At 72.0% G+C, this 20,741-nt stretch carries 21 protein-coding genes; 7 read left to right on the top strand and 14 right to left on the bottom strand.

Annotated elements, in window-relative coordinates:
• Positions 1-36: 36 nt before the first annotated feature.
• Genes dhaM through dhaK form a run of 3 tightly spaced genes read right to left on the bottom strand, consistent with a single transcriptional unit; the run spans position 37 to position 2,305 of the window.
• Positions 37-687, bottom strand: coding sequence for a dihydroxyacetone kinase phosphoryl donor subunit DhaM (gene dhaM, locus FHX81_RS27285; RefSeq protein ID WP_141980900.1), 651 nt, complete (start codon positions 685-687; stop codon positions 37-39).
• Entirely contained in the window at positions 684-1,310 is a 627-nt protein-coding gene (gene dhaL, locus FHX81_RS27280; RefSeq protein WP_141980899.1) for a dihydroxyacetone kinase subunit DhaL, read from the bottom strand. The genes dhaM and dhaL overlap by 4 nt, the downstream gene beginning before the upstream one ends.
• Positions 1,310-2,305: a dihydroxyacetone kinase subunit DhaK gene (dhaK, locus tag FHX81_RS27275; RefSeq protein WP_141980898.1), complete on the bottom strand. Its 996-nt coding sequence runs from the start codon at positions 2,303-2,305 to the stop codon at positions 1,310-1,312. Before dhaK ends, dhaL begins: the two co-directional genes overlap by 1 nt.
• 148 nt (positions 2,306-2,453) lie before the next feature.
• Here dhaK and FHX81_RS27270 point away from each other — a divergent pair, with 148 nt between their 5' ends.
• Positions 2,454-2,876, top strand: a complete 423-nt coding sequence (locus FHX81_RS27270; RefSeq protein WP_141980897.1) for a hypothetical protein — start codon at positions 2,454-2,456, stop codon at positions 2,874-2,876.
• 146 nt (positions 2,877-3,022) lie between these two features.
• Here the strand turns inward: FHX81_RS27270 and FHX81_RS27265 are convergent, their stop codons facing one another.
• From FHX81_RS27265 to nucS, 8 genes are all read right to left on the bottom strand, one after another.
• Entirely contained in the window at positions 3,023-4,528 is a 1,506-nt protein-coding gene (locus FHX81_RS27265) for an aldehyde dehydrogenase family protein (protein ID WP_141980896.1), read from the bottom strand.
• A gap of 79 nt (positions 4,529-4,607) precedes the next feature.
• Positions 4,608-5,606 (bottom strand): DUF3558 domain-containing protein, encoded by a 999-nt coding sequence (locus FHX81_RS27260; protein ID WP_141980895.1) that lies wholly within the window; start codon positions 5,604-5,606, stop codon positions 4,608-4,610.
• Positions 5,607-5,844: 238 nt separating this feature from the next.
• A complete protein-coding gene (locus FHX81_RS27255) occupies positions 5,845-6,120 on the bottom strand; it encodes a hypothetical protein (RefSeq protein WP_141980894.1) in 276 nt (91 codons plus the stop codon).
• Positions 6,121-6,131: 11 nt separating this feature from the next.
• Positions 6,132-7,817 carry a sodium:solute symporter family protein gene (locus tag FHX81_RS27250; protein ID WP_141980893.1) on the bottom strand — a complete coding sequence of 562 codons (1,686 nt, stop codon included), beginning with the start codon at positions 7,815-7,817 and terminating at the stop codon, positions 6,132-6,134.
• A 134-nt stretch (positions 7,818-7,951) separates the two neighbouring features.
• On the bottom strand, positions 7,952-8,320 hold the full coding sequence (locus tag FHX81_RS27245) for a hypothetical protein (protein ID WP_141980892.1): 369 nt from the start codon (positions 8,318-8,320) through the stop codon (positions 7,952-7,954).
• Between the two features lie 168 nt (positions 8,321-8,488).
• Complete coding sequence (locus FHX81_RS27240) at positions 8,489-10,573, bottom strand: tetratricopeptide repeat protein (protein ID WP_170232188.1); 2,085 nt, start codon at positions 10,571-10,573, stop codon at positions 8,489-8,491.
• Positions 10,574-10,577: 4 nt separating this feature from the next.
• The gene (locus FHX81_RS27235; protein ID WP_141980890.1) at positions 10,578-12,599 is read right to left on the bottom strand and encodes a TIR domain-containing protein; all 2,022 of its coding nucleotides are present in this window, start codon (positions 12,597-12,599) and stop codon (positions 10,578-10,580) included.
• A 127-nt stretch (positions 12,600-12,726) separates the two neighbouring features.
• On the bottom strand, positions 12,727-13,386 hold the full coding sequence (gene nucS, locus FHX81_RS27230; RefSeq protein WP_141980889.1) for an endonuclease NucS: 660 nt from the start codon (positions 13,384-13,386) through the stop codon (positions 12,727-12,729).
• Positions 13,387-13,442: 56 nt separating this feature from the next.
• On the opposite strand from nucS, the gene FHX81_RS27225 reads away from it, so the two are divergent.
• The 4 genes from FHX81_RS27225 (at position 13,443) to FHX81_RS27215 (ending at position 16,096) form a co-directional block, all read left to right on the top strand.
• A complete protein-coding gene (locus FHX81_RS27225) occupies positions 13,443-14,837 on the top strand; it encodes an amino acid permease (protein ID WP_141980888.1) in 1,395 nt (464 codons plus the stop codon).
• 2 nt (positions 14,838-14,839) lie between these two features.
• A complete protein-coding gene (locus tag FHX81_RS27220) occupies positions 14,840-15,376 on the top strand; it encodes an NUDIX domain-containing protein (RefSeq protein WP_211363578.1) in 537 nt (178 codons plus the stop codon).
• Positions 15,373-15,621 carry a hypothetical protein gene (locus FHX81_RS40780; RefSeq protein ID WP_170231858.1) on the top strand — a complete coding sequence of 83 codons (249 nt, stop codon included), beginning with the start codon at positions 15,373-15,375 and terminating at the stop codon, positions 15,619-15,621. Before FHX81_RS27220 ends, FHX81_RS40780 begins: the two co-directional genes overlap by 4 nt.
• Before the next feature lie 124 nt (positions 15,622-15,745).
• Positions 15,746-16,096 (top strand): DoxX family protein, encoded by a 351-nt coding sequence (locus FHX81_RS27215; RefSeq protein ID WP_141980887.1) that lies wholly within the window; start codon positions 15,746-15,748, stop codon positions 16,094-16,096.
• Between the two features lie 54 nt (positions 16,097-16,150).
• On the opposite strand, the gene FHX81_RS27210 is transcribed toward FHX81_RS27215, so the two are convergent.
• The gene (locus FHX81_RS27210) at positions 16,151-16,924 is read right to left on the bottom strand and encodes an enoyl-CoA hydratase-related protein (protein ID WP_141980886.1); all 774 of its coding nucleotides are present in this window, start codon (positions 16,922-16,924) and stop codon (positions 16,151-16,153) included.
• Positions 16,925-16,980: 56 nt separating this feature from the next.
• On the opposite strand from FHX81_RS27210, the gene FHX81_RS27205 reads away from it, so the two are divergent.
• Positions 16,981-17,820, top strand: a complete 840-nt coding sequence (locus FHX81_RS27205; protein WP_141980885.1) for a hypothetical protein — start codon at positions 16,981-16,983, stop codon at positions 17,818-17,820.
• A gap of 6 nt (positions 17,821-17,826) precedes the next feature.
• Here the strand turns inward: FHX81_RS27205 and FHX81_RS27200 are convergent, their stop codons facing one another.
• Positions 17,827-18,162 carry a helix-turn-helix domain-containing protein gene (locus FHX81_RS27200; RefSeq protein ID WP_141980884.1) on the bottom strand — a complete coding sequence of 112 codons (336 nt, stop codon included), beginning with the start codon at positions 18,160-18,162 and terminating at the stop codon, positions 17,827-17,829.
• 112 nt (positions 18,163-18,274) lie between these two features.
• Positions 18,275-20,266: a protein meaA gene (locus FHX81_RS27195; RefSeq protein WP_141980883.1), complete on the bottom strand. Its 1,992-nt coding sequence runs from the start codon at positions 20,264-20,266 to the stop codon at positions 18,275-18,277.
• A 120-nt stretch (positions 20,267-20,386) separates the two neighbouring features.
• On the opposite strand from FHX81_RS27195, the gene FHX81_RS27190 reads away from it, so the two are divergent.
• A complete protein-coding gene (locus FHX81_RS27190; protein ID WP_141980882.1) occupies positions 20,387-20,695 on the top strand; it encodes a hypothetical protein in 309 nt (102 codons plus the stop codon).
• Positions 20,696-20,741: the final 46 nt, after the last annotated feature.

The raw sequence follows: 20,741 nt of genomic DNA, 5'->3' as shown, positions 1-20,741 counted from the left end.
TTCACCATCGGTATCGAGCAAGTGATCGTTCCAGGCTCAGTCGCCGAACCGACGCGCGGCCAGCTCCTCCACGCGCCGCACGGCCTCCGCCGCGTCGGCGCCCGACGCCACCACCTCGACCCGCGCACCGCCGGGCGCGCCCAGGCCCATCAACGCCAGCACGCTCTTGGCGTCCGCCGACTCGCCGCCGAACCGCACGACCACCGACGCGTCCAACGGGTCCAGCGCCCGCGCCACCAACGCCGCCGGCCGGGCGTGCAGCCCCGCCGAGTTCGTCAGCTCCACCTCGGCCCGCACCGCGTCCCCGTCGACCACCGACACCGGCGACACGACCCCGGTGGCAGCCGCCGCCACCTCCGCCAGCCCGGCACCGCCCTGCGCCCGGACGGCCGCCGCCACCGCGCCCTCCACCAACGGCGCGTCCACCACCACGACGGACCCCTCGGCCTCCTCCGCGGCCATGTCCGCCACCATCTTCGCGCTGCCGAGGTCGAACAGGACGACCACGCCCGACCCGGAATCGGCCCGCGTGATCGCCTCGCCCACGGCCACGTAGTCCGTGCCCAACCCGCCCGACCCGTCACCGCCGGACGGCACGATCCGCACCGACGGCGCCATCTGCCCGGCCACCTCGGCGACCCCCTCGGCCAACCGCCTGCTGTGCGACACCACCACGAGGCCGATCACCGCGCCCTCCCCGCCAACGCCCGCAGCACCAACGCCGTCGACCGCGCACCCGGGTCGAGGTGCCCCGCGCTGCGCTCACCCAGGTACGACGCACGTCCCTTCCGCGCCACCATGGGCACGGTCGAGTCGGCACCCATCTCGGCCGCGTCCGCCGCCGCCCCGAGGACTTCCGCCACCCCACCACCACCAGCCGCCACGGACTCCGCGGCCGCCACCGCCGGCGTGAGCGCGTCCACCATCGTCTTGTCCCCCAACGACGCCTTCCCCCGCGCCACGACCCCGTCCAACGCGGCGCGCAACGCCGCCGCGACCGCCGCGCCGTCCACCGAGGCGACGTCACCCACCGATGTCGCCGCGCGCAGGAACGCCGTCCCGAACAGCGGGCCGGCCGCACCACCCACCGTCGAGATCAACGTCGTGGCCGCCAACCGCAACACCCCGCCCGGCGAGGACGGCACTTCGTCCAACTTGGACACCAACGCCGTGAAGCCGCGCGCCAGGTTCTCGCCGTGGTCGCCGTCGCCGATCTCCCGGTCGAGCCGGATCAGCTCCTCGCGGTGCTCGACCACGACCGCCGCCACCGCGCGCACCGCCTCCGCGACCGCCTCCGCCGTGCACGCCATCAGACGCCCCACCGCAGCGCCGGGGTGTGCACGGGCGCGTCCCACAGCTCGACCATCTCGTCGTCCAGCTTCAGCACCGTCAGGCTCATGCCCTGCATCTCCAGACTCGTGATGTACGGCCCCACCAACCGCCGTTCGACGACGATCCCCCGTTCCGCCAACAGCCGTTCCGCGATCCCGTGCGCCAAGTACAGCTCGATCAACGGCGTCCCGCCCATCGAGTTGGTGAACAGCAGCACCCGATCGCCCTCGCCGAACGGCAGGTCCTCCAGCACGGGGTCGAGCAGGGACCGCACCATCTCGTCGGCCGACCCGACCGCCACCCGCCGCCGCCCCGGCTCGCCGTGGATGCCGATCCCCAGTTCCATCTCGTCGTCCGCCAACGTGAACGACGGCTCCCCCGCGTGCGGGACCGTGCAGGCGGTCAACGCCAACCCCATCGACCTCACCCGCGACACCACCCGCCGCGCCAACGCCTCGCACCCGTCCAGGTCGACACCGCGTTCGGCCGCCGCCCCGACGATCTTCTCCAGCAGCACCGTGCCGCCGACACCGCGCCGCCCCGCCGTGTAGAGCGAGTCCTTCACCGCGACGTCGTCGTCGATCACGACGGTCCGCACGTCCACACCGTCCGCCAGTTCACCCGCGGTCTCGAAGTTCAGCACGTCACCCGTGTAATTCTTCACGATCAACAACGCGCCCGCCCCGCCATCGGTCCGCGCCACCGCCGCTGCCACCTGATCGGGTGTGGGTGACGTGAACACGGCACCGGGACAGGCCGCGTCGAGCATCCCCCGCCCGACGAACCCGCCGTGCAGCGGCTCGTGCCCCGACCCACCACCCGAGATCACGGCGACCTTCCGCGGCACCGGCGCGTCCGCCCGCACCACCACCGCGGGGTCGTACTGGACGTCCAGCAGGTCCGCGTGCGCGAGCGCCATGCCGCGCAACGCGTCGACCACCACGGTCGCCGGATCGTTGATGATCTTCTTCACGGGTGGACCTCCCGATCGACGCTGATCACCCCATTACTACTCCACCGCGAGCGGCCCCGAAAGCGGAAGCTACGGTGAGGCGACCCTAAGAACAGCAGGTCAGTGACCTGGAGTAGTGGAGGAACACCGGAGTGTCGAACACCACGCCATGGGCGAGACCGTGATCGAGCAGCGCCCGGAACGCGTCGTCGCCCACGGCGGCATCACCAGCCTCAACCCGGAGACCATCGCCGAGCTCCAACCCGACCTGATCATCGGCTCACAACTGCGCGCCGAACAGCAGCACCCCAAGCTGTCGGCCATCCGAGACGGGCAAGCGCCCGACCGTCACCATGCTCCGCTTCATGCCGGGCAAGATCAGGCTCTACGCCAAGAAGAGCTTCATCGGCACGATCCTCATCGACGCCGGCATCCCCGACCCCCGGCCGGCCGGGCGGACGACCTGGCCGTCGAGGTGGGCACCGAGCAGATCACCCGAGCCGACGGCGACTGGATCCCGATCGGCACCTACGGCGACCAGACCAAGGCCGCCCAGCGACAAGTCCTGGCCGGCCCACTCTGGCAACCCTGAACGCCGTCAAGTCCAGCCACGCCAAGGCCGTCAGCGACGAAACCCGGTTCCCGGGCCTGGGCGTCCTCGCCGCCCCGTCCCTGAACGTTCGACACGCGGGGCCTGAGCGTTCGACACGCGAGACCTGGGCGTTCGACACGCGGGGGTCAGCGGCCGTAGAGGAGGCGGACCAGGCGGACCACGTGGCGGATCGTGCGGGACCCGCGGTCGTACGTCATCGGGTTCAGCAGAGCCCCGAACCGCTTCCGCGTCACCGCGTGGGCGTAGGTGAACTCCCGCAACCCGTCCTCACCGTGGATGCGCCCGAACCCCGAGTCCCCGACCCCGCCGAACGGCAACCCGGGCACCGACGCGAACGCCAGCACCGCGTTGACCGACACCATCCCGCACCGCAGCTCGTCCGCCAGTTCCTCACCCCGGTTGCGCGAGAACACCGAAGCGCCCAACCCGTACGCCGACGAGTTCGCCCGCCGGACCGCCTCGTCCGCGTCCGCCACCCGCGTCACGACCAACGTGGGCCCGAACGTCTCCTCCGTCACCGCCGTGGAGTCGTCCGGCACGTCCACCAGCACCACGGGCTCCACGTAGGGCGGCCGGATCGACTCCAGCCCGCCGACCACCGCCCGCCCGCCGCGCTCCAGCGCGTCGGCCACGTGCGACTGGATCACGTCCACCTGCCCGGGCATGGTGATCGGCCCGAAGTGGGCGTCCGCCTCACCACCGGGCCGCAACTTCTTCGCCTTCTCCACCACCAGCGCGACGAACTCCTCGTACACGGCGTCCGCGACGTAGACCCGCTCCACCCCGGCGCACGTCTGCCCGGAGTTGAAGATCCCGCCCCACACCGCGCCCTCGGCCGCGGCCCGCACGTCGGCGTCCTCGGCCACGATCAGCGGGTCCTTGCCGCCGCACTCCACCAGCACCGGTGTCAACGACGCGGCGCACGCCGCCATCACCTTCTTGCCCGTCGCGGTCGACCCGGTGAACGCGACCTTGTCCACCCCGGCCGCGCACAGCGCGGCCCCGGTCTCGCCGAACCCCGTCACCACCTGGAACACCGGGAACTCCGGCACGACGTCGGCGAACGTCGCGGCCAGGAACTCACCGACACCCGGCGTGAACTCCGACGGCTTGAACACCACCGCGTTGCCCGCCGCCAACGCGTACGCGATGGACCCCATCGGCGTGAACGCCGGGTAGTTCCACGGCCCGATCACGCCCACCACGCCCAGCGGCCGGTACTCCAGGGTCGCCGCGTGGTTGTACATCAACATCCCGGGCGCGACCTTGCGCTTGCCCAGCACCTTCGGCGCGCGCCGGGCGGCCCAGTGCAGGTGGTCGATGACCAGCGCCACCTCGGTCCGCGCGTCGTCGGCGGACTTCCCCGTCTCCGAGCTGATCAGCACCTGGAGCTCGTCCAGCCGCTTCACCAGCGCCTTGCGCCACGCGTCCAGCCGCGCCCGCCTGCCGTCGAAGCCCAACCCGGCCCAGAACGCGGCGGCGTCACGCGCCACGCGCACGGCTTCCCGCACGTCCTCCGCGGAGGCGATCACGTGGTGCGCGACGACCTCACCCGTGCGGGGGTCGAGCGACGCGAACCGCCGCTGCCCGTCGTCGACCCGCGCAGGAGTGGTGGGAGCGGTCTGCGTCATCGGGCCCTCCAAGCACAAGCACGAACGCGGGGGTGTTACCGGACAGTAACGGGTAACAGCGGGTGATGCCAGCCCCCGTTCAGCCCTTCGGGATCTTGCCGACGACCGTCTTGGCGAACGCCACGGCCGTCGCGCAGCGGTCGAACTCGGACGCCTTGGGCCCGGCCGACTTGACCTCGACGATCTCGCCGTCGTTGTCCGAGCCGGCCAGCTGCACCCACTTGACCTCGCACGACGGGAAAGCCGTGCTGCTGGACACCTGGTAGCCGACCACGCCGCCGCCCAGGTCGACCTCGGTCTGCTTCTCCTCGAACTCGCGGTCGTCGGGGATGAACGTCTCGCGGAACGCCAGCGTCAGCTCGCGGTCCTTGCCGACCCAGGCGCAGTTGTGCAACCCGTACGGGTACAGACGGTAATCACCGCCCGCCGCCGCGTCGATCGCCGCCTTGTCCGGCAGGGTGCACGGGTCGAGCGTGATGAGCGAGCCCTTGGCGGGCGTCCGGGTCGCCGCGCGGTCCTTGATCTGCCGGATGACCGACTCGGCCACCTCCCGGCCGGGCGCGCAGGCGTCGCCGTCCTCGTAGCCGATCTGCACGGTGATGCCCAGGCCGGGCTCTTCCTGCGTGATCACGGACACGAAGCAGGCGCTGTTCTCCAGCACCTGCTCGTAGCTGCGCAGGCCGGCGAGCTGCTTGTCCGCGTTCTTCAGCTCGGTGGTCATGGTCTGGCCGATCTCGACCGTGACGGCCAGGTCCTTGCCGTTCTTGTCCTTCATGAAGTTGGAGCACCGGCTGTACCCGCTGCGCGACCGGTCACCGGGCGTGCCGAACCGCTTCAGCACGTCCTCGTCGAGCAGCTCGCACGGGTCGGTCAGCCGCAGCTTGTCCGGCGCGAACGCCGGGTCGACGGGCTCGCCGTCGGCGGGCGGTGGCGGCTGCTCGCTCGACCCGCTCGGGTCGGAGACGTTCTCGGCGTTGGCCGGGATGGTGGTGCGCGGGAACCTCTGCTTGGCCAGATCCGCCCCGGCACAGCCGGCCAGCAGCAGGATCAAGCTCAACACGGCGACGAGACGGGGCACGAGGTGCACGGTAGCGACCGGGTGCTCCATTCGTGGCACGAACCCTGTGTCCGTCCTCACTACGGCCTTCGGGAACGATTCAGAACATCAACGCGCTGAATGAGGTGTTCGCACCGAACCGACGAGAGGATCACCGAATGCGCGCCCGCGTCCGACGCGCCGTCCGCTGGCTCGACACCTGGACGGTCGAGGCCTTCAACCCGGTCTACCCGCGCCGATAGCCGGCTCGACCGGGCTGTCAGCCGCCCGTCCCCGACGACTCCCCGGCCCGACCGGCGCCGGCGGCGCTCTCGTCGGGCACGACGACCGGCCGCAGGGTCGCCCACGCGGCGAACACCGCCGACAGCGCGAGCATGCCCACCCCGGTCCACAGGTTGATGTTGAGCCCGTCCGCTCTGGCCAGGTCGGCCTCGTCGGTGAAGCCGAGTCCGACCACCAACAGCACCACCCCGTAGATCGCGAACAACATCGCGATCACCAGTCGCAGGTCGAACAGACCGGCCTTGCGCGCCACGACGACCTCCCTCAGCCGAAGATGATGTTGAGCACGGCGGTCAGCGCCAGCACGCCGATGCCGAGCAGCAGCGGCGACCGGTACCACCCGGCGTCCTCACCCGTCTTGGAGTGCCTGCGGTCCTCCTTGGGCGTCAGGCTGTAGACCAGCCCGACCAGCCGCTCCTGCGGCACCGGCCGGGTGAACACCGTGACCACCACGCTCACCACGATGTCCACCGCGAACGCCACGCCGGCGCCCACGAAGCTCGCGCCCTGGCCGGGCAGGTCCACCACGCCGGTCTCGGCGAGCACGAACACAGCCACCGCGCCGAGCGTGCCCGCCACCAGGCCGGCCCAGCCCGCCGCCGCCGACATCCGCTTCCAGAACATGGCCAGGATGAACGTGGCGAACAGCGGCGCGTTGAAGAACGAGAACAGCGCCTGGATGTAGTCCATGATGTTGCCGTAGCCGGCCGCCAGGAACGCCGTGCCGATGGCGACCACCGTGCCGCCGATCGTGGCCAGCCGACCGACCCGCAGGTAGTACTCGTCCGGGCGGTCCTTGCGCACGTAGTCCTGCCACAGGTCGTACGTGAACACCGTGTTGAACGACGACACGTTCGCCGCCACGCCGGCCATGAACGACGCCAGCAGACCCGTGATCGCGATCCCCAGCATGCCGTTGGGCAGCAGCTCGCCGATCAGCGCGGGCAGCGCGTTGTTGTACACCACGCCGCTGCTGTCGTCACCGGCCTTGAGCGCCACCATCTCCGGCACGACCAGCGCCGCGATGATGCCCGGGATGATGATCACGAACGGGATCAGCATCTTCGGGTACGCGCCGATGATCGGCGTGCGCCGCGCGGCCGACATGCTCTTGGCCGACAACGCGCGCTGCACCTCGGCGAAGTTCGTCGTCCAGTACCCGAACGACAGCACGAAGCCGAGCCCGAACACGATGCCGATCACGCTGAGCACCGGGTTCTGGATGCCGGTCAGCTCGGTCGCGGGCCAGGCGGACAGCTGCTCCGCGCCGCCGGGGCCGCCGGTGACCTTGTCGACCAGGCCCTGCCACCCGCCGACCTTGTGCAGGCCGACGATCGTCAGCGGCAGCAGCGCGGCGACGATCACGAAGAACTGGAGCACCTCGTTGTAGATGGCGGCGGACAGGCCGCCCAGCGCGGTGTAGGTCAGCACGATCGCCGCCGCGATCACCACCGACAGCGGGATGGGCCAGCCGAGCATCAGGTTCAGCAGGAACGCCAGCGCGTACAGGTTCACGCCCGCGATCAGGACCTGCGCGACGGCGAAGCTGATCGCGTTGACCAGGTGCGCGCCCTTGCCGAAGCGGCGGCGCAGGAACTCGGGGACGCTGCGGACCTTCGAGCCGTAGTAGAACGGCATCATCACCAGGCCGAGGAACACCATGGCCGGGATCGCGCCGATCCAGTAGTAGTGCACCGTCGCCATGCCGTACTGCGCGCCGTTGGCCGCCATGCCGAGCAGCTCGATCGCGCCGAGGTTCGCGGAGATGAACGCGAGGCCGGTCACCCACGCGGGCAGCGAGCGGCCGGAGAGCAGGAAGTCGAGGCTGGACGAGACGGACCGGCGGGCCAGGAAGCCGATGCCGAGGACGAACGCGAAGTAGACCGCCAGCAGGGTGTAGTCCAACGGACCGGCATCCAGCCTGAGATCCACCTGGGCCAGTACGGGCACCTCCGCCCACCTCCCTGATCGAACAACCCCGAACACCATCGCGCACTAACGCACAGCCGATCAAGCTGACGGTAGTGCACGTCGGCGCGCTCCGCCGGTTTGAACTACCCCGGGCTAAACCTGAGGTGAGCGCGTCAGCGGGTGAGCACGAACGGCGTCTCGGCGTACACGGGACCGGAGGTGGCGCCGATGGTGAACTGCGTGCCGGGCGCGGAATCCCGGAACGACTCGGGGACCCGGACCGGCACCCCGGCGAACCGCCCGACCGCGTCCGCGGTCACGTCGCCGACGGGCTGCCCGTGGAAGGTGAACACCACCCGACCGTGTGCGGGGAACCCGTCACCACCGAGCCGGACTTCGCCTCCGGCCGGGCCGGCGACGGGGAGCGCCGCGAGCTGCGCGGCGGGAGAGGGCGCGGCGGTCGAGTTCGACACCGCGACGACGGGCGGCGGCGGCAACGCGGATCCCTGCGCCGCGCACCCCGCCACCACCAGCAGGACCAACGAGACCAGGACGGGTGGACCGGATCTTCGTCTTCGGGGTCTTCGCACCGCACGCCTCCAGGCCCGTTTTCGGGGGAAGTCAGCGTATATCGCGGAATCCGACCTGCCACGCACCCGAACGGCTTACCGCCGACCCGGGAAGTGCGGACGACGACACGCGCCGGCCGGTCACACCGCGTCCCCGCCGCCCGGCTCCGGTCGCCCTTCGGCCACACCGCCGACCGACTCCAGCCGCGTGGTCAACCCGGCCACCTCCGGCGACCCCAGCGCGCGGTAGTGGCCCACCGCCGCGCTCCACCGGGCGACCGCCACGTCGACCGCGCCGCGCGCGTGCGCCAGGTCGCCCAGCCGGCGCAACGCCTCGGCTTCCTCGAAGGTGCTGCCGCACGCCCGGCTCGCGTCGAGCGCCGCGAGGTGCTGCGCCTCGGCCGCGGCCGCGTCACCCCGCCGCGCGGCGAGGACTCCACCCAGGTTGTAGGCCTCGGCGAGGTCGAGGTGCAGCCCCAGTTCGGCGAACGTCGTGACCGCCCGGCCGAGGTCGGCCGAGGCCTCGTCCAACGCGCCCGCCGCCTCGTGCGTCTTGGCCCTGCTGCGCCACGCGATGGCGGCGTTGCGACGCGCGCCGACCTCCAGGTAGTAGTCCAGCGCCGACTTGTTCAGGCGCAGCGCTTCCGCCAGGTCTCCGGACCTGCGCGCGAGGACCGCGCGGTTCGCGACCGCGTTGCTCCACCCGTGCCGGTCGCCGAGCTCCTCGAACAGGCGCTGCGCGGTCTCGTACTGCACCGCGGCGAGGTCCGGCCGGCCGGTCTCCAGCAGTGCACGCCCCAGGTCGTTGCGGATGCGCGCCTCGGCGTGCCGGTCGCCCAGCCGCAGGCACGCGGCCAGCGCCGACCGGTGGCAGGCCAGCCAGCCGTCCCACTGCTTGGTGAGGAAGAAGTAGCCGCGCATCGTGTAAGCCAACTGCCAGCGCCGCGCGTCGAGCTCCGGCTCGTCCCTGCCGCACAGGCCGACGGCGTCGCGCCAGTGCCGGTGCAACCACGCCAGGGCGGAGTCGTAGTCGGCGAACTCCTCCGCACCGGCCGGGTCACCGGCCAGTGGTAATCGGAACCGGTTGGGCGTGACCAGCGCGTCGGCCCGCGCGGCGGTGTGCAGCACGTGGTCGAACAGCCGCACCCCGGCCGCGGACCGCTCCGCCTCTCCGTCGGCCAGTTCGACGGCGAAGAGGCGGAGCAGGTCGTGCGCGGCGAACCGGCCGCGGACGGGCTCGGTGAGCAGGTGCGCACCGACCAGCGCACGCAGCAACCGCACCGCGCGAGCCACCGGCACCGCGCACAGGGCGGCGAACGCGGGTGCGTCCACCACTCCCGTCGGGTGCACGCCGAACAGCCGGAACGCGCGGGCGGCCTCCTCCGGCAAGCGGTCCACGGACCACGACAGCACCGGTCGGATGGAGGAGCGGACGTCACCGCCGACCTCCAGGACGTCCAACCGGTCGCCCGCGCGGCGCAGCTCCGCGACCAGTTCCGCCAGGGGCGCGGTCGGCCGTGATCGGGCCAGTTGCGCGACGATCCGCAACGCCAGCGGCAGCCCGCCGCAGAGCGCCACCAGCTCCCGCGCGGCCGGCTCCCGGTCCACCCGGTCCCCCAGCGCGTCACGCAGCAGAGCCAGCCCCTGAGCGTGGTCGAGCAGGTCCAGGTCGAGCACCTCGACCCCCTCGTGCACCGCCAGACCGGGCAGCACGGCCCGGCTCGTCACCAGCACGGTGCCGGCGCCCGGCAGCAACGGGCGCACCTGGTCCTCGGACGCGGCGTTGTCCAGCACCACCAGGACCCGCCGGCCGTGCAGCAGGCTGCGGTAGCGCCCCTCGCGCTCGTAGCGGGTCGGGGGCACGTCGGCGTCGGGCACACCGAGGTCGCGCAGGAAGGCGCCGAGCACCTCGTCCGGCGTCAACGGCCGATCCGGCCCGTGCCCGCGCAGGTCGACCCACAGCTGGCCGTCGGGGAAGTCCGGGATGTTCGCGTGCGCCCACGCCAGGACCAGCGCGCTCTTGCCGACTCCGCCCGGCCCGCTCACCACCACCGGCACCGACCGCGCCCGGTCGTCCAGCCAGGCGAGCTCCGCTTCACGGCCGGTCAACCGGCGCGGACCGGCGGGCAGCTGGCGCGGCACGACCACCGCCGGCGCCGGCGCGTGGATGTGCACCGGCCCCTCGATGCGACCGGCCTGCACCGCCACCGAGACCGGGGCCGACACGGCGTTACGGACCTCGTCGCCCACTGGCGGCCCTCCCCGCGGCCTGGATGAACCCCGCCAGTCGCTCGAAGTCCCCTTCCCGCTGCAAGTGGTGCCGTTTGGTGCCCCGGAGAAGCCGCGGGATGGCTTCGTCGTTGGTCTCGTGCTCGTAGAGCTTGAGCACGAGCACCTTCGGGTCGTCGTTCTGCCGCTTCACGTCCAGGTGCAGGACCGAGTCGATCTCCCGGTTCGCCCAGTCCGAGGAGTTCAGGTTCGCGCTCGCGCACAGGAGCAGGAACCGGCTGCTCATCAGCCCCTTCTCGATCGCCTTGCGGGTCGAGTCACCCGGCTGCAACTCGGCGTCGTCGTACCAGGACCTGAGGCCGTAGTCCTCCCACAGCCGGTCCTTGATCTCGCTGACGACCTCCTTGTCCAGGCTCGAGTGGCACAGGTACACGTCGAACTGGTATTCGGGCGGCACCTCGCCCACCACGCTCTTCAACGACCGGAGCAGCTCGCCGCGCTGGTCCAGGGAGAGCTGGTCGACGCCCTTGGCCCCGATCCGCAGCACCATGATCGGTTCCGCCGCGCGCTTGTAGGTGCTCGGCGGCGCGTCGAAGAGCTCGGGCACGTCGACCCACAGCAGCGGGCTCCGGGAGCCGTCCAACTTCGCGACGACGGGCGTCGAGGACGTGACGCTGCCCGACACCAGGACGAACAGGCCGTGTTCCGGGTCTTCCTTGCTCATCGCGCGCACCACTTGGCCGTTGTCGAGGGTGAAGCCCCCGGGGGCGACCGTGACCAGCTCCGTGTGCGGCAGCAGCTCGCGGACGGCGGCCTCCCAGGGCTTGCGATCGGTGACCCGCGCGAAGCCCTGCGAGGACGGGATGTTGAGCGGACCGAGGAGGTACGGCGTGGCCTGGACGGTGTGCTGGAGCACGCGATCGAGGATGAACAGGTCGTACTGCCGCCTCGCCTCCTTGCCCGCGTCCGTGTCGGACAGCTTGTCGGTGACCTCGTCGCTGATGAACGACAGCAGCGCCACGTCGGTCCTGGCGATGAGGTCCGCGGTCCGGTTGCGCTTCAACGCGGTCGCCAGCTCGCCGACGACCTCGCCCGCGCGGTGCACGTTGTTCGCCTCGGCCGTGCCGCCGAACCCCTTGCCCTCCAGGTTGTAGACACCGACCTCGCCGCGCAGGATGACGAACATCGACTCGCCGGGTTCCCCGACGCGGCAGATCACCTCGCCGGGCCTGCGCTCGACCAGGTGCCCGAGCTTCAGCATCTCGGTCAGCTCGTCCGCCCGGAGCAGTTCGAGGAAGCTGCGATTGGCGCCGGTGCCGGACTTCAGCATTCGCGAGGCGTGCTCGAGCGCGGCGGTGACGTTGCGGTCCTGCGGGTTGATCTGGGAGATCCTCTTCGCGTAATAGAGGGCGTCCCACCCGTTCTCCGACTGCAGTGCCCTCCTCAACGACGCGTAGTCGTCGTCCTCCGGATTACCCCATTCGGACTGCACACCGTCGAAGGACAGCAAGTAGAGCAATTTCTCTTCGCCACGATTCACCAGCAACCGTTGGTGGTGGATGGTGACTTCCGAGGCGATCGACGCGGAGGCGATCGCACGGCGGAAGGCGTCGGACACGACGATGCCGTCACCGGTGGCCTGCCGGACCAGCCACCCGGCGAAGTTGATGCCGGACCCGACCACCTGCGTGCGCCCGTCGGCCCCGACCAGGCTGCGGACCGGGCCGACGTGGCCGGTGACGCGGAGCTGCACCGACTCGTCCCGCGCCCAGGCGCACAACTCCGCCATGAGGTGCACGGCGTGCACCAGCCAGTCGTCCCCGAAGAAGATGACGTGGCCACCGTCGCCACCCGAGGACCAGATGACCTGCCCGGGCTCGCGGCGTTCGATCGCGTCGCCGACGATCCGGTTGATCTCCGCGACCCGGTGGAACTGGAGGTCGTCCTCCGCGGCGGAATGGCCGAGGATGTCGCACGACACGACGGCGACTTCCGTCAGCACACTCACGGCGACCTCTGCCACGGACGCTCCTCCTTCTCCGCGTGGCGACCGCTCGAATGGAGCAGTGCGACGGCGCAAAAATGCGGAAACGCCTGATGGGCGTTCAGATCACATTACCCACCGGCGGCGACGCGGTGGCGGAATGGGTTCAGAAGAGGCGGAACTCGTCGGATTCGATGCCGCGCAGCGCGTCGTAGTCCAGCACGACGCAGCGGATGCCGCGGTCCTCGGCGAGGGTGCGGGCCTGGGGCTTGATCTGCTGCGCGGCGAACACGCCCCGCACCGGGGCGAGCAGCGGGTCGCGGTTGAGCAGTTCGAGGTAGCGGGTCAGCTGTTCGACGCCGTCGATCTCGCCCCGGCGCTTGATCTCGACCGCCACCGAGCGGCCGGACGCGTCGCGGCACATCAGGTCGACCGGGCCGATCGGGGTCGGGAACTCGCGGCGGACCAGGGTCCAGCCCTCGCCGAGCGTGGTCACGTGCTCGGCCAGCAGCTTCTGCAGGTCGGCCTCGACGCCGTCCTTGACCAGGCCGGGTTCCGGGCCGAGCTCGTGCTTGGAGTCGTGCAGCACCTCGGCCAGCGTGATGATCAGCTTCTCGCCCGCCTTGTTCTGCACCACCCACAGGTCGGGGTCCTCGATCAGCCAGCACGGCGGGCTCATCCAGTTCAGCGGCTTGTACGCGCGGTCGTCGGAGTGGATCGACACCGAGCCGTCCGCCTTGATCAACAACAGCCTCTGCGCCATCGGCAGATGAGCGGTGAGGCGTCCGACGTAGTCGACCTGGCAGCGAGCGATGACGAGGCGCACGGCCGACAGGCTACGGGGTGCGCGCCCCGTCCCACCGGCAGGTACCGTCGGCCGACGTGTCACCGCTGCGGCAGCTCCTGCGCACCAAGCCCGTCGACCTGATCACCGGGGAGAGCGCGCACACGCCGTTGCGGCGCAGCCTCGGGCTGTTGCCGCTGGTCTCCCTCTCCGTCGGCGCGACGCTGGGCACGGGGATCTTCGTCGTGCTCGGCCAGGCCGCGCCGGTGGCCGGTCCGGCGGTCGCCGTGTCGTTCGCGGTGGCGGCGCTGGCGGCGTTGTTCTCCGCGCTGTCGTACGCCGAGCTGGCGGGCGCGGTGCCGGTGTCCGGGTCGGCCTACTCCTACACCTACGCCACGCTCGGCGAGCTGGTCGCGTGGGTCTGCGGGTGGTGCCTGCTGCTGGAGTACGGCGTGTCGGTGGCGGCGGTCGCGGTCGGCTGGAGCGGGTACCTCAACGCGTTCCTCGACGCGACGCTCGGGTTCCAGCTGCCCGCCGCGCTGTCCGGCGACGTGGTCAACCTGCCCGCGGCGGTGGTCGTGCTGCTGGCCACGGCCGTGCTGCTGGGCGGGGTGAAGGAGAGCGCGGCGGTCACCACCGCGACCACGCTGCTCAAGGTGGCGGTGCTGGCGTTCTTCGTCGTGGTGGCGGTGTTCGGGTTCCGGAGCTCGAACCTGGCGCCGTTCGCCCCGGCCGGCATCGCGGGCGTCACGGGCGCGGCGTCGCTGGTGTTCTTCTCGTTCATCGGGTTCGACGCGGCGTCCACGGCCGGTGAGGAGGCGCGCGACCCGCAGCGGGACCTGCCGCGGGCGATCGTGATCTCGCTGGCCGTCGTCACGGTCGTGTACGTGCTGGTGGCGTTCACCGCCGTGGGCGCGGTCGGGGTGGACGCGCTGGCCGGGTCCGACGCCTCGCTGGCCACCGTGCTGGAGCGGGTCACCGGGGCGGGCTGGCCCGCGACCGTGCTGTCGGCGGGCGCGGTGATCGCGATCGCGTCCGTGGTGCTGACCGTCCTCTACGGACAGACCCGGGTGCTGGTGGCCATGGCGCGGGACGGCCTGGTGCCGCGCGTGTTCGCCCGGGTCGGCGCGAAGCGGGTGCCGACGGTGAACACGGTGCTGGTGGGCTCGGTGGTCGCGGTGCTGGCCGCGCTGGTGCCGCTCGGGCAGTTGGCCGAGGCGACGAGCATCGGCACGTTGGTGGCGTTCAGCCTGGTCAACGTGGGTGTGCTGGTGCTGCGGCGGACCCGGCCGGACCTGCCGCGCGGCTTCCGCACGCCGTGGGTCCCGGTGGTGCCGCTGCTGGGCCTGGGCATGTGCGCGCTGCTGGTGGCGGGTCTGGCGCCCGCCACGTGGCTGGCCTTCGGCGTCTGGTCGGCCGCGGGTCTGGTGGTGTACTTCGCGTACGGGCGACGCCGGTCGGAACTCGCCCGGCATTCGGCACAGGGAGAGTGAACGTGGAAACCCTCGGATCGCGTGAGGTGTACGCGAACCAGTGGATGGTGGTCCGGGAGGACGCCATCGGGCGTGCGGACGGGACCACCGGGATCTACGGCGTGGTCGACAAGCCGGACTTCGCGCTGGTGATCCCCATGGACGGCGAGCGGCTGCGGCTGGTCGAGCAGTTCCGCTACCCGCTGGGGATGCGGCGCTGGGAGTTCCCGCAGGGCACCGCGCCCGAACGCGCGGACGCCGACCCGCTGGTGCTGGCCGAGCGCGAGCTGCGGGAGGAGACGGGGCTGCGGGCGGGCAAGCTGGTGCTGCTCGGGATGCTGGACGTCGCACCGGGCATGTCCAGCCAGCGCGGCCGGGTGTTCCTGGCCACCGACCTGCGGGAGGGCTTCCACGAGCGGGAGCACGAGGAGCAGGACATGCGCTCGGCGTGGTTCCCGCGCGCCGAGTTCGAGGCGATGATCGCGCGCGGTGAGATCACCGACGCGCAGTCGATCGCCGCCTACACGCTGCTCCTGCTGCACGAGCACGCGCAACCGTGACCGCCGGGATCGCGGAGGTGACCTCCGCCGAGCCGCCGGCGTGCGCGGAGGCGTTGACCGACCTGCCGGCCGACGCGGTCGAGGACGGCGCTTCGGTGGGCTTCGTCAAGCCGCTGTCCCGGGTGCGGGTGCTCACGTGGTGGCGGGCCCGGGCCGCGCCGGTGGCGGCCGGGTGGTGGGCACCGTGCAGGTGCGGTTCACCGACGCGCCCGACGGCACGCACCGCGCCGAGGTGGCCAAGCTGATCGTGCACCGCGACGCCCGCGGCACCGGGCTGGGCCTGCTACATGCAGGTCGGGTAGCCGGTCACCTCCCGCGCCGCCCGTGCGTCGGGTGGGCAGACGCCCCGTCTGCTCACCCGGAGGTGCCATGTCCACCGCTTACGTCGTCGTCGCCGCGCTCGCCGTGCTGGCCAACGCCGGCATCGCCGTCGCCGACCTGGTGAAGGCGGATTTCGTGCTGGCCAACTCGGCCGCGGTGCGCGTGCCGCCGTCGTGGCTGCCCGTGCTGGGTGCGGTGAAGGGCGCGGGCGCGGTCGGCCTGCTGCTCGGCCTGCTCGGCGTGCCCGTGGTCGGCACGGCGGCGGCGATCGGGCTGGTGGCGTTCTTCGTGGGCGCGCTGGCCGCCCACGCGCGGGCCGGTGTGTGGCACAACATCGCCGTGCCCGCCGCGTTCCTCGCCCTGCCCGCCACCGCCCTGGCCCTCGACCTCGCGCGATGACCCGTCAGGCGACGACCCCGACGACGTCCGGTGCTCAGCGGCTCCCCTTCCGGGTCAGTCGGTCCAGGCGGGTGGGCGCTTCTCCAGGAACGACGACATGCCCTCCTTGGCCGCCGGGGTCTGGGAGGCCGCCGCCATCACCTCCAGCGCGATGGCGTAGGCGTCGGACTCCGGTCGGTCGAGCTGGGCGTAGATCGTCTGCTTGCCCAGTGCCTTGCTGGCCCGGCTGCCGCGGGTGGCGCGGCGCAGCAGGTCGTCCACGGCCTCGTCCAGCCCGGCGAGCGGCACGACCCGGTTCACCAGGCCCCACTGCTCGGCGGTGCGCGCGTCCACGGTGTCGCCGGTCAGCGCCATCTCCATCAACCGCTTGCGGCCGATGGTCCGGGCCACCGGCACGGCCGGGGTGTGGCAGAACCAGCCGCCCTTGCCGCCGGGCAGCGCGAACCCGGCCTCCTCGGCGGCCACGGCCAGGTCGCACGAGGCCACCAGCTGGCAGCCCGCCGCGGTGGCCAGGCCGTGCACGCGGGCGATCACCACCTGCGGCACGGACTCGATCGTGCGCATGAGCTCCGTGCACAGCGCCAACAGGTCGCGCACGCCGTCCAGGTCGCGGGCGGCCACGTCGGCGAAGTCGTGGCCCGCGGAGAACACCGGTCCCTCGCCCGCGAGCACCACGCCCACCGCGTCCGACGCGGCCACCTCGCGGAACGCGGTCAACAGCTCCGCCAGGTGCTCGGCGGACAGGGAGTTGCGCCGGGAGGCGCGGTCCATGGTGATCCGCACGACGTCATCCGTGCGGTCGACGCGGATGTGCTGGTATTCGGCCATGTTGCGACGGTAACGGGCCGTGCAACCGCGTGCCGGGGGACCACCGTCCAGGGGGCATGGGACCTCGTCTGTTACCGGCGGTCGTGGGAGCGCTGCTGCTCGCGGGCTGCGCCTCGAGAGCCGCACCCGTCTTCCCGGTCGATCCCGGGTACCCCGGCACCTACACGCAGACCGCCACGCCCGCACCGCCCACCCCGCCGCCGACCGACTTCCCGGTGCACGCCGTGCCCCGCCCGATCGTGCTCTTCGCGCCGAAGCTGGTGACCGTGGAGTGGGTCGGCTCGGAGGAGGAGAAGCTGAGCCAGGGCCACGGCTACCGGTTCACCGGTGTCGAGCCGCCGACACCCGGTCCGACGTCCGTCGTGCTGCCCGACGGGCCGGCGACGTTCCCGCTGATCGACGCGCGCGACGCCCTGGCCGCCATGTCGGCCGGCGCTCGCGAGGGCGACCCGGTGGAGATCGTGGGCGCCGAACCCGGTACGGCGACCTTCACCACCGACCGCGGCCCGCTCGACCTGCCCGCGTGGCTGTTCCGGTCCTCGTTCGGCAGCCGGCTCGCGTGGCCCGCGATGACGCCCGACGCGTTCTGGAAGCAGGGCGCGGAGCACGTCGGCACGCACCACGCGAAGACGTCGGACGGTGTCCGGCTGGAGGTCGAACTCGGTGCGCCCGAGACGCCCTGCCGGGGGCAGGAGCCGTCCACCAAGGAGCCCGTGGTGACCGAGACCGAGACGGCCGTGGTGGTCGGGGTGCGGACGATCGGGGTCGTCGGCGAGTGCGCCCGCACCGCGGTGTACCGGCCCCGGTACTACCCCGTGACGCTGGCCGAGCCGCTGGGCGCGCGGGTCTTGGTGTTCGAGGGCGACAACAGCATCATCCCGGTGACGGAGGGCTGACCGGCGTCACGACGCGGCGGGCACGCGGACGGCGCGGCGGTAGGCGTCCGGCGTCACGCCCAGCTCGGCGTGCTGCCGCGGCCGACCCACCGCCCAGTCCACTGTGGACGCGACGCCCGCGCGGTCGGGGCGCGGCGGCAGCGGCGGGTCGACGTACCGGCGCCGGCCGCCCTCCCGGATCGGCGGCACCACCTCGTCGTCGGTGAACAGCACGTCCCGCGGCACACGGGCGCGGGGTGCGGTGACTCCCCGCGCGTCGAGCAACCGCCAGTGCGCGGTCGCCGCACGGCCGTCCGGCACCCCCGCCGCCGGCGTGAACCCGCCCGAGCACAACGCCGTCATCGCCGTCGATCGATTCGCAGCGCGGCTTCGGCGACCCGTTTCGGGCGAGGCCGACCCGCGAGCGCGGCTGACCGCGCGGCATCACCGGGATCGTGTCCACCGACGACGGGGTCTAGAGACCGTTCCCCTCGCGCACGACGGTCACGATCTCGTCCATGATCTGCGTCAGCTCGTAGTCCTTGGGCGTGAACACCCGGGCCACGCCGCGTTCCCGCAGCTTGTCGGCGTCGTCGGGTGGGACGATGCCCCCGACGACGACCGGCACGTCACCCGCGCCGGCCGCGCGCAGGCCGTCGACCACCGCGGGCACGACCTCCAGGTGCGAGCCGGACAGGATCGACAGGCCCACCACGTGCACGTCCTCCTGCACGGCGGCGGCCACGATCTGCGCGGGCGTGAGCCGGATGCCCTGGTAGACGACCTCGAAGCCGACGTCGCGGGCCCGCACGGCGACCTGCTCGGCGCCGTTGGAGTGACCGTCGAGGCCCGGCTTGCCCACCAGGATGCGCAGCCGCTCGCCGAGCTCCTCGCCGGTCGCCCGCACCCGCTCGCGCACGCGGGCGATCCCGGTGCCCGCCTCACCGGACGCCGACGCCGCCGACACCCCGGTCGGCGCGCGGTACTCGCCGAACGTCTCGCGCAGCGCCTGCGACCACTCGCCGGTCGTCACGCCGGCCTTGGCGCACGCGATCGTCACCTCGACCAGGTTCCGGTCCGTCTTCGCCGCCGCCCGCAGTTCGTCCAGAGCGGACTCGGCCAGGGCGTCGTCGCGCGAGGACCGCCACGCCCGGATCGCCTCGACCGCGTGCTGCTCCACGACCGGGTCGATCTGCTCGATCGCGTTCGCGCCCTCGGCCTGCAACGGTGACGGCTCGGTGGTGTCGAACCTGTTCACGCCGACCACGACGTCCTCGCCGGACTCGACCCGCCTGCGGCGCTCGGCCAGCGACGACACCAGCGCCGACTTCATGTACCCGGACTCGACCGCCGCGACCGCGCCACCCATCGCCTGCACGCGGTCGATCTCGGCCCGCGCGCCCTCGACGATCTCGTCCACCTTCGCCCGCACGACGTGCGAGCCCTCGAAGAGGTCCTCGTACTCCAGCAGGTCCGTCTCGTAGGCCAGCACCTGCTGCATGCGCAGCGCCCACTGCTGGTCCCACGGCCGGGGCAGGCCGAGCGCCTCGTTCCACGCGGGGAGCTGGATCGCCCGCGCCCGCGCGTCCCGCGACAGCGTCACGGCCAGCATCTCCAGCACGATCCGCTGCACGTTGTTCTCCGGCTGCGCCTCGGTCAGCCCGAGCGAGTTCACCTGCACCCCGTACCGGAAGCGGCGGTGCTTGGGGTCGGCGATGCCGTACCGGTCGCGGGTGATCTCGTCCCAGAGCCGGACGAACGCCCGCATCTTGCACATCTCCTCGACGAACCGCACGCCGGCGTTGACGAAGAAGGAGATGCGCGCGACGACCTCGCCGCGCCGCTCCTCGGGCACCTGGCCGGAGTCGAACACCGAGTCGAGCACCGCGATGGCGGTGGACAGCGAGTAGGCGACCTCCTGCACGGGCGTCGCGCCCGCCTCCTGCAGGTGGTACGAGCAGATGTTGATCGGGTTCCACTTCGGCACGTTCGACACGGTCCACGCGACCATGTCCGTGATCAGGCGCAGGCTCGGTCCGGGCGGGAACACGTACGTGCCGCGGGACAGGTACTCCTTGATGATGTCGTTCTGCGTGGTGCCCGCGAGGGTGGCGCGGTCCGCGCCCTGCTCGTCGGCCACGCTCACGTACAGCGCGAGCAGCCACATGGCCGTCGCGTTGATGGTCATCGAGGTGTTCGCCCCGGCCAGCGGGATGCCGTCGAACAGCTGCCGCATGTCACCGATGTGGCTGATCGGCACGCCGACCTTGCCCACCTCGCCCTTGGCCAGCTCGTCGTCCGGGTCGTACCCGGTCTGCGTGGGCAGGTCGAACGCCACGGACAGGCCCGTCTGCCCCTTGGCCAGGTTGCGCCGGTACAGCGCGTTGGAGGCTGCGGCGCTGGAGTGGCCGGCGTAGGTCCGCATCACCCACGGGCGGTCGCGCTCTCGGTCGGCCGGGTACGGCACGGCAACCTCCTGTGTCGAATCGCGCCGCCTCCGGCGTCACGGGCGGTGGTCCTCCGTAGCGTACTGACGGGTAACAAGGTCCGCAGGTGCCGTTGCTCACTGAATCGTGACTGCGGGAAGATGGGCGGCGTGACCGCGCTCACCACGTTCCTGCTCATGGTGATCGTCTTCGGGCTGCTCGGCCTGGTGCTGTTCTGGGCCTTCGGGATCGACCGGCGCGCCGTGCCCGACTACACCGGCGACGACTTCGGCCTGCTCACCGAGGTCTCCGCCGTGCCGACCCCCGAGGCCGCCGACGTGCTCGCCCGGCGCCTGCGCGCGGCGCGCATCAAGGTGACCGTCGTGCGCCGGGGCGGGCTCCACCGGCTCATGGTCTTCCCCGCCGACGCGCCCGACGCCAAGCTGCTGCTGCGGGCGGAGCACTCCTGACCGGTCGACCGGTCAGGAGTGCTCCGCCCGTCGACCTCCAGCAGCC

This window comes from Saccharothrix saharensis (genome assembly GCF_006716745.1).
GTDB classification, from domain to species: domain Bacteria; phylum Actinomycetota; class Actinomycetes; order Mycobacteriales; family Pseudonocardiaceae; genus Actinosynnema; species Actinosynnema saharense.
Note: the sequence above shows the minus strand (reverse complement) of the source record. Positions and strands in the feature narration are given on the sequence as shown.

Bases quoted from the DNA above. Each gene is read 5' to 3' on its own strand.
- FHX81_RS27205 (WP_141980885.1), top strand. From the start codon at position 16,981: ATGGGACCTCGTCTGTTACCGGCGGTCGTGGGAGCGCTGCTGCTCGCG.
- FHX81_RS27270 (WP_141980897.1), top strand. From the start codon at position 2,454: ATGGGCGAGACCGTGATCGAGCAGCGCCCGGAACGCGTCGTCGCCCAC.
- FHX81_RS27265 (WP_141980896.1), bottom strand. From the start codon at position 4,528: ATGACGCAGACCGCTCCCACCACTCCTGCGCGGGTCGACGACGGGCAG.
- FHX81_RS27215 (WP_141980887.1), top strand. From the start codon at position 15,746: ATGTCCACCGCTTACGTCGTCGTCGCCGCGCTCGCCGTGCTGGCCAAC.
- FHX81_RS27200 (WP_141980884.1), bottom strand. From the start codon at position 18,162: ATGACGGCGTTGTGCTCGGGCGGGTTCACGCCGGCGGCGGGGGTGCCG.
- FHX81_RS27190 (WP_141980882.1), top strand. From the start codon at position 20,387: ATGGGCGGCGTGACCGCGCTCACCACGTTCCTGCTCATGGTGATCGTC.
- FHX81_RS27210 (WP_141980886.1), bottom strand. From the start codon at position 16,924: ATGGCCGAATACCAGCACATCCGCGTCGACCGCACGGATGACGTCGTG.
- dhaL (WP_141980899.1), bottom strand. From the start codon at position 1,310: ATGGCGTGCACGGCGGAGGCGGTCGCGGAGGCGGTGCGCGCGGTGGCG.